At 74.0% G+C, this 16,182-nt stretch carries 15 protein-coding genes; 8 read left to right on the top strand and 7 right to left on the bottom strand.

Features of this window, described 5'->3' with window-relative positions; translation table 11 throughout:
• Positions 1-156: 156 nt before the first annotated feature.
• A complete protein-coding gene (locus ACGFQ9_RS19845) occupies positions 157-1,002 on the bottom strand; it encodes a nuclease-related domain-containing protein (RefSeq protein WP_393575200.1) in 846 nt (281 codons plus the stop codon).
• A gap of 269 nt (positions 1,003-1,271) precedes the next feature.
• Between ACGFQ9_RS19845 and ACGFQ9_RS19840 the strand changes: the two genes are divergently transcribed.
• The 4 genes from ACGFQ9_RS19840 (at position 1,272) to ACGFQ9_RS19825 (ending at position 4,873) form a co-directional block, all read left to right on the top strand.
• Complete coding sequence (locus ACGFQ9_RS19840; protein ID WP_393575198.1) at positions 1,272-1,610, top strand: hypothetical protein; 339 nt, start codon at positions 1,272-1,274, stop codon at positions 1,608-1,610.
• Positions 1,611-1,861: 251 nt separating this feature from the next.
• A complete protein-coding gene (locus ACGFQ9_RS19835; RefSeq protein ID WP_393575197.1) occupies positions 1,862-2,485 on the top strand; it encodes a hypothetical protein in 624 nt (207 codons plus the stop codon).
• Positions 2,486-2,597: 112 nt separating this feature from the next.
• A complete protein-coding gene (locus ACGFQ9_RS19830; protein WP_393575196.1) occupies positions 2,598-3,485 on the top strand; it encodes a hypothetical protein in 888 nt (295 codons plus the stop codon).
• Entirely contained in the window at positions 3,482-4,873 is a 1,392-nt protein-coding gene (locus ACGFQ9_RS19825; RefSeq protein WP_393575195.1) for an ATP-binding protein, read from the top strand. Before ACGFQ9_RS19830 ends, ACGFQ9_RS19825 begins: the two co-directional genes overlap by 4 nt.
• Positions 4,874-5,071: 198 nt before the next feature.
• Here the strand turns inward: ACGFQ9_RS19825 and ACGFQ9_RS19820 are convergent, their stop codons facing one another.
• The 3 genes from ACGFQ9_RS19820 to ACGFQ9_RS19810 form a co-directional block, all read right to left on the bottom strand.
• Positions 5,072-5,341 carry a hypothetical protein gene (locus ACGFQ9_RS19820; RefSeq protein ID WP_393575194.1) on the bottom strand — a complete coding sequence of 90 codons (270 nt, stop codon included), beginning with the start codon at positions 5,339-5,341 and terminating at the stop codon, positions 5,072-5,074.
• Positions 5,342-5,556: 215 nt separating this feature from the next.
• Positions 5,557-6,354, bottom strand: coding sequence for a TetR/AcrR family transcriptional regulator (locus tag ACGFQ9_RS19815; protein ID WP_393575193.1), 798 nt, complete (start codon positions 6,352-6,354; stop codon positions 5,557-5,559).
• 180 nt (positions 6,355-6,534) lie between these two features.
• The gene (locus tag ACGFQ9_RS19810) at positions 6,535-7,491 is read right to left on the bottom strand and encodes a diiron oxygenase (RefSeq protein WP_393575192.1); all 957 of its coding nucleotides are present in this window, start codon (positions 7,489-7,491) and stop codon (positions 6,535-6,537) included.
• A gap of 259 nt (positions 7,492-7,750) precedes the next feature.
• Here ACGFQ9_RS19810 and ACGFQ9_RS19805 point away from each other — a divergent pair, with 259 nt between their 5' ends.
• A complete protein-coding gene (locus ACGFQ9_RS19805; RefSeq protein ID WP_393575191.1) occupies positions 7,751-8,857 on the top strand; it encodes a ferritin-like domain-containing protein in 1,107 nt (368 codons plus the stop codon).
• A 165-nt stretch (positions 8,858-9,022) separates the two neighbouring features.
• On the opposite strand, the gene ACGFQ9_RS19800 is transcribed toward ACGFQ9_RS19805, so the two are convergent.
• Together ACGFQ9_RS19800 and ACGFQ9_RS19795 are read right to left on the bottom strand one after the other, a co-directional pair.
• A complete protein-coding gene (locus ACGFQ9_RS19800) occupies positions 9,023-10,528 on the bottom strand; it encodes a penicillin-binding transpeptidase domain-containing protein (RefSeq protein ID WP_393575190.1) in 1,506 nt (501 codons plus the stop codon).
• Entirely contained in the window at positions 10,525-11,991 is a 1,467-nt protein-coding gene (locus tag ACGFQ9_RS19795; RefSeq protein WP_393575384.1) for an FtsW/RodA/SpoVE family cell cycle protein, read from the bottom strand. The genes ACGFQ9_RS19800 and ACGFQ9_RS19795 overlap by 4 nt, the downstream gene beginning before the upstream one ends.
• A 118-nt stretch (positions 11,992-12,109) precedes the next feature.
• On the opposite strand from ACGFQ9_RS19795, the gene ACGFQ9_RS19790 reads away from it, so the two are divergent.
• The 3 genes from ACGFQ9_RS19790 (at position 12,110) to ACGFQ9_RS19780 (ending at position 14,953) form a co-directional block, all read left to right on the top strand.
• Positions 12,110-12,508 (top strand): DUF6325 family protein, encoded by a 399-nt coding sequence (locus ACGFQ9_RS19790; RefSeq protein WP_393575189.1) that lies wholly within the window; start codon positions 12,110-12,112, stop codon positions 12,506-12,508.
• Positions 12,508-13,035, top strand: a complete 528-nt coding sequence (locus ACGFQ9_RS19785; RefSeq protein WP_393575187.1) for an SHOCT domain-containing protein — start codon at positions 12,508-12,510, stop codon at positions 13,033-13,035. The genes ACGFQ9_RS19790 and ACGFQ9_RS19785 overlap by 1 nt, the downstream gene beginning before the upstream one ends.
• A gap of 565 nt (positions 13,036-13,600) precedes the next feature.
• Positions 13,601-14,953, top strand: a complete 1,353-nt coding sequence (locus tag ACGFQ9_RS19780; protein ID WP_393575185.1) for an NlpC/P60 family protein — start codon at positions 13,601-13,603, stop codon at positions 14,951-14,953.
• Here ACGFQ9_RS19780 and ACGFQ9_RS19775 read toward each other — a convergent pair.
• Entirely contained in the window at positions 14,905-16,164 is a 1,260-nt protein-coding gene (locus ACGFQ9_RS19775; RefSeq protein WP_393575183.1) for a styrene monooxygenase/indole monooxygenase family protein, read from the bottom strand. The genes ACGFQ9_RS19780 and ACGFQ9_RS19775 overlap by 49 nt on opposite strands.
• Positions 16,165-16,182: the final 18 nt, after the last annotated feature.

Below are 16,182 nucleotides of genomic sequence, written 5' to 3'. Positions count from 1 at the left end.
CCCCGCCCCCGCCCGCGCATACCGGTCTCCCCCGGGCGGGGTGGAGCCTCGTCAGCCGACCGTGTCGTCTTCCTGTACCGGCCGGCGGCCTCGGCCCGGCACCCGTGACCCGTGACACCGCACCACCCGTACTACCCGCACCACCCGCGCCGCCGCCTACACCCCCTCCCAAGTGCGCCTGTCCCTGGCCGCCGCGTACACGGCTTCGATGTCGGCCGGTTTCAGGACTCCGCCCTGCCTCGACAGCGCGGCGGTCGTGGTGCCTTCGCGTAGGACGCGGACGTCTCGGAGGGTGGGGGCCACGTCCACGCGGGAAGCGTCCACCACCGCCACGGCCGGGGTGACGGCCACCGTCAGCGCGTGGCAGGCCCGTTCGGCCGCGCGGCGGGTCCAGCGCGGGTCCGGGCGGGGCTCCGCCCGCCCTACTGTGACCAGCAGATCGCCCACGTGAGTGCGCTGGCGCCGCCCCGGGACCGTACGGACGCACCAGACGCCCGCCGGCCCGATCAGCAGGTGGTCGATGCGGCCGGCTCCCGGTAGCGGCACCGCGTGGAGCACCCGCCAGCCCACGCCCTCCAGTTCGTCGAGCTCCGCCCCCATCCGCTGCTGTGCGAGGAGGTCCTGGCGCAGCCGGTGCCGGGCCCGGGTGCCGGTCGCGCCGGCAGCGCCGTATTCGAGTTCGCCCAGGAGCGCCTCGCCCGCCCGGTTGGGGGCCAGGTCGTCGTCCGGGTGCAGGGCCAGGCGTACGAGGTCGGCCCTGGACGGCACCGGTGGCGGGCCGACGGCGACGCTGCCGGTCAGGTAGGGGCGCAGGGCCGCCAGTACTTCATCGGTCTGGTCTTCCGAGAGCACGCAGACCCGGCTCGCCTCGCGGTCGTACCAGGCCACGCTGCGCCCGTCGGGTGTGTTGACGTAGAGCCGTCCGCGCGCGTGCTGACCGCCCGGCAGGACCCTCAGCCCCCTGCCCCGTCCCAACGGAGCCGCTGCTTTTGCCTTCGCCATCGGCGTCACCCCCGCCGTCCATGGGAGCAGGCCGGACCGCGCTCGGCAATCCCCCCGACGGCCTCCGGAAAGCCGCCCAACGGGCATGGCCCTAACCGAAACTGACTGACCGGCTTCCTTCGGATCATCGGGTCAGCGGGGATCGGAGAGGCCTCGGTAGGCGCGTGGGGCGCGCGATGGGCGTGCGGGACGGCTGCTCGCTTCGGCCTTTCGGGGGCTGGGCCGTGTCCACCGGGCCGCTTCGGGGCTGGTCCGGGATCCTGGCGGCCATGATCACTACACGCATGACGTCGGCGCGCATCGGCCGCGCGGCCCTGGCCGGCGTTGCCGCTCTGGCCGTCTTCACCGCTCTGCCCGCCGGCAGCGCGTACGCCGCCAACGGCACCTTCTTCTACCACTCCTCCCAGTCCGGTGACCTGGAGATCGACGACCCGGACAACGGGGAGTGCTATCTCCTGCTCCAAGGCGCGACCAGTGTCGGGAACAGCACCGACGCCGTCGCCAGGGTGTACTACGACCAAGGCTGCGAAGAGCTTGCGGACACCCTCGTCCCGGGGGATGGACGCACGTTCGCCGATCCCCTGGTCCACAGCGTGATGTTCGGCTGAGGGCCGGAAGGGGGGCGGCGGGGCCGGCCTCGGCCGGCAGGTGCGGACACGGCGGCGCCCCCGTGCTTGTGTAACGGCTTCGTCGGGACAGTGCCGAACGGTTGTTACACAACCACGGCGGAGCTGCAACGACCTCCCTCTAGGTTTTTCGGCGGGGCCCAGGCCCGGCCTGCCACCCGGTGCACGGGTTGCGGGTCGGGCCGTCGTTCTTCCCGGCCCGTACCGTCTCCCGTCCGCCCGAAGGAAGCATCGTGAGCACCGTCCGCCGCACCCTCGTCCGCGCCGCCGCCGTCGCCGCATGCGCCGGGAGTGTTCTGGCGCTGCCGGTCGCCGCCGCGCTTGCCGACACCACGCCCGCCGCCGCGGCCGCCGCGGCCCCGCGGACGTTCGTGAAGAGCCTCGCCCTCGCCGACGGCGTGTCCACGGCCCGTGTCTACCGGGTCGGGGAGGTCGGGTACGAGGCCGACATCGTCACCGGTGACGGTGCCAAGGTCTCGTACGTCGCCAGCCGGGGCGGCGTCGTCGGATACGGCGGTACGGAGTCACTGAAGGTGTCCCTTCAGCCCGACGGCCGTCTGTCGTCCCGGGTGTCCGGCCCGGACGACGGCACCCCCTCCGGGCGGGTCGCGGGCCGGAAGACGGCCACCCGGACTGGTGCGGGGCGCGTCGATCCCGCCTTCGACCGCACCGGGACGGCGGCGGGGGCGGCCGTGGGGACGGCCGCCGCCGGCCCGGCCGAGGCGCTGCGGCTGAACACCCTGGCGGACGGTCCGGGTGAGGGTGTGCTGCTGGTCACGGCGGGCGGCGGCATGGCCGCCGTCGGTGCGGCCGGGCTGGGCTTCGCGATGCTGCGGCGCGGCCGGACCGACGGCTGAGCCGGAACCCGGGGAGCAAAGGGTGCCTATCGGCACATAAGGTGGGACGGATACGACGTCCCTGTGAGCGGGACGGGAGCGCCTACGAGGAGGACGGGAGGACGGAGGGTCCGTGAAGCCTCCCCGTGAGAGCCGTGCGCCCCGCGTGCGGGGACCCGTCGCCGCTCTCCGGCTGCCGCCGGCCCGGCTGTTCCGCAGATGCCTCTCCCGTCCCCGGCCCCGCACCCGGACCCTCCTCCTCGCCGTCGGCCTCCCCCTGCTCCTCCTGACCGGTTGCGGCACCGACACCGGCGGGCTGGCCGGGGCCGGGGCGACGGCCACCGCGAGCGGGCCGGTCCACTTGTGGCCCCACCGCCAGGGGGCGACCGTCCTTCCCCCGGCTCCGGGCGGGGAACCGCCGCAGTACGTGCGCGGCCTGCCGCCCGTGGTCGACCAGAACGTGCACGGCGTGGACCCCGTGGCGCTGGTCCAGGCCGAGCTCAAGGCCCACGGGGACCAGGTCGTCGGCCCGGACGGGATGCCCGCCGGGACCGCGGACGCGATCCGCTCCTGCGAGCCGGGGCAGGCGGGCGACGGCAGGGACGCGGGCCGTGATTCCCCCCGGTGCCCCGTCCTCAAGCCGTACTACCGGGACCTCACCGGGAACGGCAAGGACGAGCTGATCATGGGGATCGAGTTCCCCGGCCCGGAGCACGAGCTGGCCGTACGGGTCTACACCGCCGACCCCGACGGGCGGCTCAACCGGATCATGGCCACCACCCAGCCGGCCGTCAGCGTGGAGCTGGCGGGGCCGGCTGTCATCGTCCGCGCGCCGAGCGGCAATCCCGGCTACGAGCTCGCCACCGCGTGGTCGTACGACGTGAACCAGCGGGCGATGCTGCCGACGCGGGAGCAGATCACCCGGGTGACGCCTGCTCCTACGCCTACGCCCACGCCTCCTGCGCCCACGCCCACGCCTGCGTCGGCTCCGCGGACCACCCCCGCCGCCCGCGCGTCATGAAGCCGCGGCTGCCGGCCTGGACCGCCACGCTGACCTTCAAGGCGGCGTGCTTCATCGTGCTCATGTGCTGCGCGCTCGCTGCCGTACTCGGCGCTCTCGTTCACGTGGAGGTCACCCGGCAGACCGTCGAGACCGCCCGCGAGAAGGCTCTCGGCCGGCTCGCCGAGGCGTCCCGGCTGTACGAGGCGGGCGAGGCCCTGCCGCCCGATTCGGCCGTCGACCCGCCGGGGCTGCCGCCCTCCCTGCGCGCGCTCGCGCTGACGGGGCAGCGCGGCACGATGGTCGGTGATCACGGCGACCACGGCGATCACCCGGCGATGTGGGCGGCGGCTCCGGCCGACGGAAAGGCCCTGGCCACGGCCGTCGACTACACCCAGAGCGCGGGCACGATCCGGGGCCTCGACAACGCGATCATCGGCTCGTCCGTCCTGGCGATCGGCGGGACCCTGCTCATCGGGGCGTTCGCGGTCACCCGGGTGACCCGGCGGCTCCACCAGACGGCCACCGTCGCCCGCCGGATCACCCAGGGCGACCTGGACGCCCGCGTCGGGGACCCCCGTACGAAGGGCCCGGCGGGGCGGCAGGACGAGGTCGCGACGGTCGCCGGGGCGCTGGACACCATGGCCGCGACCCTGCAGACGAAGCTGTTGCGGGAGCAGCGGTTCACCGCGGACGTGGCGCACGAGCTGCGCACCCCGCTGACCGGCCTCCAGGCCGCCTCCGAACTGCTGCCGGAGGGGCGGCCCACGCAGATGGTGCAGGAGCGGGTACGGACCATGCGGCAGCTGACCGAGGACCTGCTGGAGATCTCGCGGCTGGACGCGGGCAGCGAGCGGGTGGAGGCGGAGCTGCAGCGGCTGGGACGGCTGGCGGAACGGGTGGTGCGGGCCTCCGGGACGGCGACGGAGGTCGTGGTCGTGCGGGACGTGTACGTCGAGACGGACCGGCGGCGGCTGGAACGGGTGCTGGGCAATCTGGTGGCGAACGCGCACAAGCACGGGCAGGGGCCGGTGGTGCTGACCGTGGACGTGTCGGGGGACGGACAACCGGTGGTGACGGTACGGGACCACGGGGAGGGGTATCCGGAGTACCTGGTGGCGGAGGGGCCACAGAGGTTCCGTACGGAGCCGAGGGCCGGCGGGGCCGGCGGAAAGGGGGCGGGTACTGGGCTGGGGCTGACGATCGCGGTGGGACAGGCGGTGGTGTTGGGGGCACGGCTGCGGTTCCGCAACGCGGAGGGAGGCGGGGCGGTGGCGGAGCTGACCCTGCCCGTGCCCGCGGAGCCGGCCGGAGCCGGAGCCGACCCGGGGCCCGGTGCCGCACCTGGGCCCGGTACCGGCCCCGAGCCACCCGGCACCGGCCCCGGTCCCGGCCCCGGGCCCGGTTGAACAGCCGACGCGGGCGCCGCCGCGCCCGGCCCGCGGCTAGGGGGTGTCTTGCCGATCAGGCCGGATCAGCTCGCGGCGTCTGGCGCCGTGCATCGCAAGGCGGAGGAGGGAGTCGATGCGGAGCATCGGCGACTGAGGACAACGCGGCGAGGCGCGGTGCCAGACGCCGCGAGCCCGGCGTGATCGGCGAGACACCCCCTAGGCCTTGTCCGGTTTGGTCCAGGGCCAGCGGGGCTTCGGTTTGACGCCCGTCGGGTCGTATTCGTACTTCCAGCCCTGTTGGAGGTGCAGGCGCTTCGAGTAGCCGGCCGGGACCCGCTTGTAGAGCAGGACGGTCGGGGGGCCGCCTGCCGGGTCCGGCACCGGGATCTCGTACCACTTCGGCGGGTGGCCGGTGGGGCCGAGGAGGATCGGCAGGACCCGGCCGTCCATCGGGCCGCCCTCGAAGCGGGTGGGTTCGCTTTTCACCCCACCAGTCTCACAGCCCTCCGCCTCACCGGAGCACGGCCCGCGGCATGGCCGCCACGCCGCTCGTGGCCGCACGCCATGGCGGCCACGCCGCACGGCATGGTGGCCGAGCGACATCGCGGCTCGTCGCCGGCGCGTCACCGCGGCCCGGCACCGCCCGGCGGGCGGTCGCGCGACCGCTCTGCCGCCCTGCGCCCTACCGCCTGCCCCGCCCTTCACAGCAAGTGCGCCGCCTCCGCGAGCACCGGGATCACTCGTCTGGCCAGGACGCCCGCCGGGCCGTCCGGGGATTCCAGGGCCAGGGCCGCCCTGGCGGCCGCCGCCGTCTGCGGGTCCGTCGCGGCCGTCGCCGTGAGGAGGGCGATGAACTGGTCGACCAGCCAGTCGCGGAGCTCTTCCACGCCCGGCTGCTTGCCCTCGTCGATCCAGATCAGCGAGGCCGCCTCGACCGCCGTGATCCACGTGCGGACCATCATCCGGAGCCGTGGGCCGGGGTCGGGCACGGCCATGTGCACGAGGATCTGCCGGGCCGCGGCGCGCCGGATCCCGTCCACCGTGGCGGTGGTCCGGGAGGTCTCCACCACGCTGCCGCCCTTCAGCAATGCGCTGAAGCCGGTGTCGTGCTCGTCGACGAAGGCCAGGTAGCGGTCGAGGGCCCGGGACAGCCGCCGGGTCAGCGGGCCGGCCTGCGGTTCGGCGAAGCAGAGGTCCAGTTCCTCCGCCGCCGAGCGGAGGGCGGCCTCGTACAGCTGTTGCTTGCCACCGGGGAAGTAGCGGTAGACCAGTGGCCGGGAGACGCCCGCCGCCTCCGCCACGTCGTCCAGCGAGACGTCCTCCGGGGCGTGCTGCGCGAAGAGGGAGAGGGCCGTGGCGAGCAGCTGCCGCCGGCGCTCCTCGACGCTGAGCCGGCGGTACGCGCGCGGGGCCGTCGGGGCGGCGGACCGACCCGGAGCCGCCTTGGCCGCCTGCGCCGGAACCGGGGCCGCGGGGGCGGCCTTGGAGGTGGGCGTCATGCCCGCAGCGTAACGCCCCCGGGCCGGACGGGCGGGCCGGAAGCAAGGCTTCCCGCCTCATCCTTTCGCCTTCCCGGCGGCGCGTCCCTCGGCCGGACGCCAGTTCACGCCCCGGCCCGGACGCCGGCCCGGACGCCGGCTCGCCCCCGGACCGGGCCTCCGGGCGCCGTTGAGTGCGGGTCAGGCCAGCAGGCCCGAGCTCTTCCACAGCCTGCGGCCGACTCCGCGCAGGACGCCGATGTCGTCCAGGAAGTCGGTGAGGCGCTTCGCGCCGGACTGCATCACCTCGCGCCGGTGGCCGCTCGCCCTGACCTGGGCGACGGCCTCCCGCCGGTCCAGGCCGACGTTGTCGTACACCGCCGGGTTGACGAAGGCGATGGAGAAGACCCGGGCGGCCTCGCCGCAGCTGATCCGGGTGAGTTCCTGCTCCCAGCGCGGCGCGGTGACCATCTGGCGGCGCAGTTCCTCGCGCGCGTACCGGACGTGCCTGGCCTCTTCTATGACGTGGATCCGGGTGACCCCGCGGACCAGGGGCTGGACGCGCTCGTCCGGGAAGGTCAGGCGCTGCATCCAGTCGAGGATCTCCTCGCCGAGCAGGGTGCAGGCGAAGGAGCCGGGGGTGGTGGAGACCGTCTTCAGGATCCGGGCCAGGTTGTGGTTGAGCCGGGAGACCGGATAGGCGGGCGCCCCGCCCTTGTGGATCATGCGGGCGAACATCATCGAGTGGCGGCACTCGTCGGCGATCTCGGTGAGCGCGTACCGGACGTGATTGCTGGTCAGGGACTTGTCGTAGATGTGCCGGACCAGCAGCTGCATGAGGATGATCTCGAACCAGATGCCGAGGGAGGCGAGGGCGGCGGCCTCGTGGCGGGCGAGGTCCATGCGCTGCTCCTCGGACATCCGCTTCCACAGCGGGGTGTCGTAGAGCGAGACCAGCTCCGGTGGCCAGAACCACTTGCCGTCGACGGGCGGGGCGTCCCAGTCGAGTTCCCGGTCGGGGTCGAAGGAGTGCTTGGCCGAGGATTCGAGCAGCCGCTCGGCGACCTGTTCACGGTCCTTGAGCACGCCGAGCGCGTCCCTCAGGAGGGTGATGTCGGCCAGGCCGTGTTCTCCGGCCGTCCTGTGCGCGGTGGTCATGGGTCGGACCCCTCGGGTGTGGGAGTGGGTTACCGGCGAAGGCGCTGGAAGGCGTTACCGGCGGCACTGTCAACGTCACCAGTTATGAGACTCCCTGTCAGCAAGACCGTCAATCCCTCGTGCACGACTTGTTGACCCCGCGTCTACCAACGTGCTGCACTGCACTCACGAGCAACCGCTCGCGTATGCACGCACACCGCCAACTGTCCCGTTCCGCACGGCTCGTGGAGACGAGCCGCGGAGGCGAGGAGGGCCGCCAGTGTCGACGCACGAGCTCTACACCACGAACCCGGGCGAGGGCGTCTGGCCGGTCCCGGCCTCCGGCGCCGCCCGCTTCAACTGGGAGTACGACGGGGGACGCGAGCGCCTCCTGGCCCTGTACCAGAAGGGCAAGGACAAGCAGTGGGACGGGACCAGGCGGATCGACTGGGACCTGGAGGTCGACCCGTACGACCCGCTCGGCACTCCGGACGAGGCCATGAGCCTGTACGGAACGCGGCACTGGGCGAAGATGACCGACAAGGACAAGGGAGACCTGCGCCGGCACTACACGGCCTGGCAGTTCAGCCAGTTCCTGCACGGTGAACAGGGCGCGATGGTGTGTGCCGCGCGGATCGTGGAGTCCGTACCGGACCTGGACGCGAAGTTCTACTCGGCCACCCAGACCATGGACGAGGCCCGGCACGCCGAGATCTACGGCCGGTTCCTGCACGAGAAGATCGGCATGCTCTACCCGATCAACGACAGCCTCCAGGGGCTGCTCGGCGACACCCTGCGCGACTCCCGCTGGGACATGCCCTACCTGGGCATGCAGGTGCTGATCGAGGGTCTGGCACTGGCCGCGTTCGGGATGATCCGCGATACGACGACCAAGCCGCTGCCCAAGCAGATCCTGGCGTACGTGATGCAGGACGAGGCCCGGCACGTGGCCTTCGGGCGGATGGCGCTGCGCGACTACTACAAGGAGCTGTCGGACGCGGAGCTGCGCGAGCGCGAGGAGTTCGTGATCGAGGGCTGCTACCTGATGCGGGACCGGCTGCGCGGGGTGGAGGTCCTGGAGAACTTCGGCGTTCCGCGGCGGGAGGCCGAGGAGCTCACCGAACGCTCGGAGTTCCTGCACCTGTTCCGCAGGCTGCTCTTCAGCCGCATCGTGCCGTGCGTGAAGGACATCGGCCTGTGGGGCGAGCGGCTGCAGCGGGCCTACGTGGACATGGGCGTCTTCGACATGGGCGACTCCAACCTCGACCTGCTGATGCGCCAGGACGAGGAACTGGCCGAAGCCCTCGACCGGGAACGCTTCGCGGCCGAGGAACGCGCCCGGGTGGCCGAGGTCGACGCGGCCATCGAGGAGGGCGGGGAAGGGTAGCCGGCCGCGGGTCCGGTGCGTCCGAGGTCCGGCGGCTCCGAAGGTCCGGCGTATCCGAGGTCCGGCGCCTCCGACGGGCCGGCGCCCGGCCGTGTTCGCGCGGGTGGAGGAGCCGGTCCCGGTGCGACGCCCCCGGCCCCCGCACGGGCGGCGGGCCTGCGCGATTCACCTGTCCCGTCGGACGCCCGGCGAGGCCCGCGGGGCCGGCCGGCGGTCGTACGGCAGGGCCGCCTCCATCACCGCGCGGGCGATCGGGGCCGCCGCGCTGTTGCCGCTGATGTCGCGGCGGTCGGCCGCCGCGTCCTCCACGACCACCGCCACCGCGACCTCCGGTACCGCCGAACGGTCCCCCTTCGCCCAGGCGATGAACCACGCGTACGGCCTGCCCGCGTTGCCGACGCCGTGCTGCGCCGTGCCCGTCTTGCCGCCCACCACCGCGCCCGGGATCGCCGCGTTGCGGCCGGTGCCGTCCTCCACCACCCCGACCATGAGTTCCTGCAGCCGCAGCGCGGTCGCCGGGCTCATCGCCCGTCCCAGGCTCCGCGGGACGGTCCGCCGGACCTGGTCGCCGTCGGCCTGGGTGGCGGCCTCCACCAGATAGGGGCTCCTGAGCTCCCCGCCGTTGGCCACGGCCGCCGCCACCATCGCCATCTGCAGCGGTGTCGCCCTGGTGTTGAACTGCCCGATGGCGGACAGCGCCAGCTGGTCCTGGCTCATGTCGGTGTCGAAGTCCGACCGGGAGACCCAGGACGGGACCCGCAGCCCCGTGTCGTTGAAGCCGAAGCGCCGCGCCGCCTCCACCATCCCGCGCAGTCCGACCCGTACCCCGATCTTCGCCATGACCGTGTTGCAGGACCAGCGCACCGCCTCGGCCATGGAGGCGTCCGCACACCCCTTCGAGGCGTTCGGCAGCAGGGTGTGCGTGCCGGGCAGCGGGTAGGGGTCCGGGGTGTCGGTCGGCGCGTCCACGTCCGTGACCACGCCCGCGTCCAGCGCGGCCGCCGCCGTCACGATCTTGAAGGTGGAGCCCGGCGGGTACGTCTCCCGCAGGGCGCGGTTGAGCATCGGCCGGGTCGGGTCCCCGTTGAGCCGCGCCCACGCCTCCTTGACCCGCGGGCCGGTGCCCGAGAGCACGCCCGGGTCGTACGAGGGGCTGCTCACCAGGGCCAGGATGCGCCCGGTGGCGGGTTCCAGGGCCACGACGGCGCCCCGCTTGCCCGCCAGGCCGGCGTACGCGGCCTGCTGCATCCGGGCCCTGACGGTGGTGACGGCCCGGCCGCCGTCCGGGCGGCTGCGGGCCAGGTCGTGCCAGAGCGGCAGCAGGGCAAGGGCCGGGTCGGTGCCGGCGAGGATGCGGTCCTCGGCCCGTTCCACAAGGCTGGTGCCGTACGTCTGCGAGGAGAAACCGGTGACCGGCGCGTAGAGCGGGCCGTCGGTGTAGGTCCGTTCGTAGCGCAGGACCTGGCCGCTGTCCCGGTTCCCGGTGACGGGCCGGCCGTCGACCAGGATGGCGCCGCGCGGCTGGGCGTAACGGGCGATGGAGGACCGCTTGTTGGCGGGGTTCGCGGCCAGGGTCCCGGCGTCGGCCAGCTGCACCCGGGCGGCGTTGACCAGGAGGGCGGCCAGCAGCAGGGCGCAGAAGTACGCGCACCAGCGGATGTAGCGAATCACGCGGCGCACCCGCTCCCGGCCGCGGGAGGCCCGGCCGCAGGGGGTCCCGCGGAGGACGTGCCCCCGGAACCGCCCGCGGGGCTGCCCCCCGGGCCGTCCCGGTCCCCGGCGGGGCGGGGTCTGCGGGCGCAGTCGCTGAGCCGGACCAGCAGCGCGACGATGATCCAGTTGGTGACCACGGAGGAACCGCCCTGGGCGAGGAAGGGCATGGCCATGCCGGTGAGCGGGATCAGGCCGGTCACTCCCCCGGCGATCACGAAGACCTGGAGGGCGATGATCGAGGCCAGGCCGGTGGCGAGGAGCCGGCCGAAGGGGTCGCGGAGCGCCAGCCCGGCCTCGAAGCCGCGGGCGACGAGCAGCCCGTAGAGGAGGAGCAGGGCGACGAGGCCGGTCAGGCCGAGCTCCTCGCCGGCGGTGGCGAGGATGAAGTCGGATTTCGCGGCGAAGCCGATGAGGAAGGACTCGCCCTGGCCGAGCCCGGCGCCGAGGAGTCCGCCCGCGCCGAACGCGAACAGGGACTGGGCGAGCTGGCCGGGGCCCTCCCCGCGCTCGATGGAGGCGAAGGGGTCGCGCCAGTCCTCGACCCGGCCGTGGACATGGGGCTCGAAGGTGCCCACGGCGTACGCCCCGAGGCCGGCCAGAAGCAGGCCCACGGCGATCCAGCCGAGCCGGCCGGTGGCCGTGAACAGCATGATCACGAAGAGGCCGAAGAAGAGGAGGGAGGTGCCGAGGTCGCGTTCCAGGACCAGCAGGCCGACGCTGATCAGCCAGATGGCGAGGATCGGGCCGAGGACGCGCATGGGGAGCAGCCGGACCAGCCAGATGCGGCGGCCGGTGAGGGCGAGGGCGGTGCGGTTCGCGGCGAGGTACGCGGCGAAGAAGACGGCGAGCAGGATCTTCGCGAACTCGCCGGGCTGGAAGGAAAGTCCGGCGAAGCGGATCCAGATGTGGGCGCCGTTGACGGGCGGGAAGAAGACCGGGACCAGCATCAGCACGAGGGCGGTGGCCGCGGCGAGGTAGGTGTACCGCTGGAGCACCCGGTGGTCGCGGAACAGGGCCAGGACGAGGACGAAGAGCGCCACCCCGAGCGCGGACCAGAGGAGCTGGTCGCCGGCGTCGCCGGGGCGGGTGGGGGTGGTGAGGTCCAGGCGCTGGATGAAGACGAGGCCGAGGCCGTTGAGCAGGGCGGCGATGGGGAGCAGGACCGGGTCGGCGTAGGGGGCGGCGAAGCGGACCGCGAGGTGGGCCAGGAGGGCGGCGAGGGCGAGCCCGGCGGCGTAGCGGGACGCCTGGGGCGGGAGGTGGCCGAGGGTGGCCATGCCGACGTGCAGGTGGCCGAGGACGGAGATGGCGACGGCGCCGGCGAGGAGCGCCAGCTCTACGCCGCGGCGCTTGCCGGGGGTGCCGCCGGGGGGCGGTGGAGGGCCGTCCGGGTCCGCGGGGTCCGCCACCTTTGCCGTCAATGCGGTCATATGGGAAACGTAGCAAGCAGTCTGAGGTTATGTCCGGCTATGTCATAGTGTGCCGAGGAGTCACCGAAAACCTTCTGCGTGGTGGTGGTCATGGGGCGTGATGGTGGTCATGGGTCCTGTTGAGTTCATCGTGCTCGCGTTTCCCGAGGAGCAGCTCCGGGTGCCGGCGGTGGAAGCGGTGCTGGGGCTACGCAAGACCGGGAACGTCCGGCTGATCGACGGGCTGGTCGCGACGAAGACGGCCTCCGGGGAGGTGCTGGCGGCGGAGTTCGACGAGTTCGTCGAACTCCACGGGCTGCTGGCGGGGCGTGAGGTGTCCCGGCTGATCGGGCCGGAGGACGTCCGGGAGGCGGCGGACCTGCTGCAGCGGGGCAGCTGTGCGCTGCTGCTGGTCGTGGAGCACGTGTGGGCGGCGGACGCGGCGGTCGCGGTCCGCGCGGCCGGCGGGCGGATCGCGGGCTCGGTCCGCATTCCGGTGGAACGGCTGGCCGAGCTGGGGGTGTCCTGATGTTCATCCGGCCGATGGGTGCGGTGGTGCACCCGGCGGAGCGCGAGCCGGGGCGGCCGCTGCTGCGGGGGCTGCTGGCGCGGGGGGCATACGTCTGGGACGGGGGCCCGCCCCCTCCCCCGGCCGCCGCGCCGGGGGAGCCGGCCCCGCCCGTTCCGTGGGCCTCGGCCGGAGCCGGCGAGGACGAGGACGAGGGTGAGGGCGGATCCTTCCCCGAACCGCCCGAGGCGGGCTTCGCTCCGGGCGGCGCGGACGCGGGCACCGATGCCGGGGCCGGCAGGCCGGTCGGGCCGGTCGGGCCGGTCGGGCCGGGAGCGGGCGCTCCGGCCGGGGCGGGCGCCGGAGTACCGGCCGGGGCCGCAGCGGGCGCTCCTACGACGGGAGCCGGGCCGGCGGCTGCGGGCGCGGCGGCGGTGCCCGTCCACGACCTGACCGACCAGTTGCACCGGCTGGCAGAGCTGGCCCGCGAGGGGCTCCTGACCCCGGAGGAGTTCTCGGCGGCCAAGTCCCGCCTGCTGAAACCGTAGCGGGGGTGGGGGTCCCGCTGCGCGGAGCCTCTCCCCGCCCCGCCCTTTCCCGAGACCGGGGCTCCGCCCCGGACCCCACGGGGCTGCGCCCCAGACCCCCCACTGGGGCTCCGCCCCGACCCCCACCGGGCTCACCCGGTCCGGGGTGGCCCACCCCGGATCGCCCACGGGGCTCCGCCCCCACCCCGCCGGGCTGCGCCCCCACCCGCCAGGGCCCACCCCGGGCCCCTCGAGGCTGCACCCCGTACCCCATCAAGGCGCCCCGGGTCTTCGAGGTCCAGCCCGGACCCCGTGCGAGGGCTCCGCGCCCGCTTCACCCCTCCGGGGCTGCGCCCCGCACCCCGCCGAGCCCGCCCCGGGCCTTCGACGTCCGCCCAGAACCTTTGACGGGGCCCCGCCCCGACCCACCGGGGCTGCGCCCCGCACCCCGCCCGGGGCCGCTGGCGGGGCCGGGGTGGCGGCGGATGGCGGGTGGGGTGAATGGGTGAGGTCCGTGGTCCGGTCGGCACGGGTGGGGGATTTGTCGTATTTGGCGTGGGAGGATCGCCGCCTCGGAGGTGATCCCATGTCACGTCGGTTGCTGCGCGCGGCCTGTGTCGCGACGGTGGTCGCGGCCGCCGTCCTGCCCGGGGGCGGTCCGGTGGCGCCGTACTCCGCGAGTGCCTCGCCCGTCGTGCCGGACGGGTTCCCGGCTGCGGCCGGACAGCCGGACGCGGCGCCGGGGAGCCCGGACGTACCGGGGCTGACCGTTCCTCAGGACGGGAGCGGGGAGGGCAGGGCTGCCGAGCGGGATGCCCTCGCCGGGCCGGGCGCTCTCGCCGGGGCCCCGGGGCCCGCCGCCGCCGCCGCCGTGGGGAGTGCGGGCGGGGTCGGGGCGCTGCTCGTACGGCTGCAGGGGCTCTACCAGAGCGCCGAGGAGGCGACCGAGGCCTACAACGCCACCGAGGTCGCGCTCAAGGGCCGGCAGGAACAGGAGCAGCGGCTCAGCACCGAGCTGGGCGCCGCGCGGAGCACGCTGGACAAGGAGCGGGCCGAAGCCGGGCGGCTGGCCCGGGCGCAGTACCAGGAGGCCAGCGGCGGCCTGTCGCCGTACGCCCGGATGATGCTGTCCGGCGACCCGCAGCGCGTGCTCGAGCAGCGGCGGATGGCCGGCCGGGAGGCGCAGGCCCAGGCCGCCCTGGTGAGCCGGCTGGCCGGCGCCGAGAAGCGGGCCTCCACCGCGGCCACCGCGGCCCGCAAGGCCCTGGACACCCAGCAGGCCCTGGCCGCCGAGCAGAAGAAGCAGCGGGACGAGGTCACCGGCCGGCTCAAGGAGGTCGAGCGGCTGCTCGCCTCGCTCACCCGGGAGCAGCTGACCGAGCTCGCCGACCGGGAGCGGGCGGGGACGGAACGGGCCCAGCGCGCGCTGGAGGGATCCGGGCGGCTGCCCGCCCGGAACAACCCGCCGACCGCGGCCGGCGGGGCCGCCCTCGGCTACGCCACCGCACAGCTCGGCAAGCCGTACGTGTGGGGTGCCGAGGGACCGGCCTCCTTCGACTGTTCGGGGCTGACCTCGCAGGCGTGGGCGCACGCGGGGCGGACCATCCCCCGGACCAGCCAGGAGCAGTGGGCGCAGCTCCCCAGGGTGCCGCTGGACCAGCTCCGCCCGGGGGACCTGGTGATCTACTTCCCCAAGGCCACCCACGTGGCGATCTACGCCGGGGACGGCAAGGTCATCCAGGCGCCCCGGCCGGGCGCGAAGGTCAAGGTGTCGCCGATCGCGGCCAATCCGCTGCTCGGCGCGGTCCGTCCGGACCCGGCCGGCACCCCGCTCGCCGAGGGTGAGTACACCCGGCCGGAGCTGGATGCCGACGGCTCCGACGACAGTGGTTACTCCGCCGAGGGGGCGCCCGAGGAGGCCGCGACCTCCGCCAGGTAGTCCGCCGCGTCCTCCGGGTCGTAGAAGTACGCGTCGAAGTCGGAGGGGTTGTCGAAGCCGTTGGCGAAACGGTCCGCCACCGGCTGCAGCTGCCCGGCGGCACCGATCAGGTTCAGCACGTGCTCCGGCGGCACGCCGAGCATCGCGTTGGACCAGTCGGTGACCGGCTTGCCGGTGGTGAACCAGTACTTGTCGAAGGTGGCCTTCATCCACGCCTCGTCGAACGGGTTGTCCCCGTGCATGAGGATGGAGGAGAGGTACGAGGCCGCGCACTTCGACGCCGAGTTGGCGCCCTGGCCGGTGATGGGGTCGTTGGCGACGACCACGTCCGCGACGCCCAGCACCAGTCCGCCGCCGGGCAGCTTGGCGATCGGGTTGCGGACCACCGGCGCGTACCGGCCGGCCAGCGTACCGCCCGCGTCCGTCAGCTCGGCCTTGGTGGCCCGCGCGTACTCCCACGGCACGTACTTCTCCATGAGGGCGAGCGTCAGCTTCAGGTGTTCCGCCGGGTCGTTGACGCCCGTGAACACGTCGAGCGGGCCGCCCGGGATGCCCTCCCAGAAGAGGATGTCCGCCCGCCCGGAGTTGGTGAGGGTGGGCATGACGAACAGTTCGCCGACGCCCGGCACCAGGTTGCACCGGACGGCCTCGGTCCCCGGGTGCTCGGGGCGCGGGCCGAGTCCGTGCACGTACGACACGGCCAGCGCGCGCTGCGGGCTGTCGTACGGGGAACGCGCCGCGTTCCGGCCGAACATGGACACCAGCTCGCCCTTGCCGGCCGCGACCATCACCAGGTCGTACGTGCGGGAGAAGTAGTCCAGGTCGGAGACGGTCGCGCCGTGGATGACCAGCTGGCCGCCGCGCTGTACGAAGGTGTCCAGCCAGCCCGCCATCTTCAGGCGCTGGTCGACGGACTGGGCGTGGCCCTTCAGGCGGCCCAGCCAGTCGACGGCGCGGCTGCCGTCGGGGGCGGCGACGGACAGGCCGAGACCCTCGATGCGCGGGGCCCGCTGCGCCCAGAAGTCGAGCTGCAGGTCGCGTTCGTGCTGGAGGGCGGTGTCGAACAGGACCTGGGTGGACATGACCCGGCCGGTGCGGATCTCGTCCGCCGTCCGGTTCGACAGCAGGGTGACCTCGTACCCCTTGGCCTGGAGTCCGAGGGCGAGCTGGAGGCCGGACTGGCCGGCCCCCACGACGAGTATCTTGCGCATGGCGTCTTCGTGTCCCTG

This window comes from Streptomyces sp. NPDC048603 (assembly GCF_043199475.1).
Classification (GTDB): Bacteria; Actinomycetota; Actinomycetes; order Streptomycetales; family Streptomycetaceae; genus Streptomyces.
This window is presented reverse-complemented; position numbering and strand designations above follow the sequence as displayed.

Coding starts and splice junctions, on each gene's coding strand:
- ACGFQ9_RS19845 (WP_393575200.1), bottom strand. CDS start 1,002: ATGGCGAAGGCAAAAGCAGCGGCTCCGTTGGGACGGGGCAGGGGGCTG.
- ACGFQ9_RS19840 (WP_393575198.1), top strand. CDS start 1,272: ATGATCACTACACGCATGACGTCGGCGCGCATCGGCCGCGCGGCCCTG.
- ACGFQ9_RS19825 (WP_393575195.1), top strand. CDS start 3,482: ATGAAGCCGCGGCTGCCGGCCTGGACCGCCACGCTGACCTTCAAGGCG.
- ACGFQ9_RS19815 (WP_393575193.1), bottom strand. CDS start 6,354: ATGACGCCCACCTCCAAGGCCGCCCCCGCGGCCCCGGTTCCGGCGCAG.
- ACGFQ9_RS19810 (WP_393575192.1), bottom strand. CDS start 7,491: ATGACCACCGCGCACAGGACGGCCGGAGAACACGGCCTGGCCGACATC.
- ACGFQ9_RS19790 (WP_393575189.1), top strand. CDS start 12,110: ATGGGTCCTGTTGAGTTCATCGTGCTCGCGTTTCCCGAGGAGCAGCTC.
- ACGFQ9_RS19785 (WP_393575187.1), top strand. CDS start 12,508: ATGTTCATCCGGCCGATGGGTGCGGTGGTGCACCCGGCGGAGCGCGAG.
- ACGFQ9_RS19780 (WP_393575185.1), top strand. CDS start 13,601: ATGTCACGTCGGTTGCTGCGCGCGGCCTGTGTCGCGACGGTGGTCGCG.
- ACGFQ9_RS19775 (WP_393575183.1), bottom strand. CDS start 16,164: ATGCGCAAGATACTCGTCGTGGGGGCCGGCCAGTCCGGCCTCCAGCTC.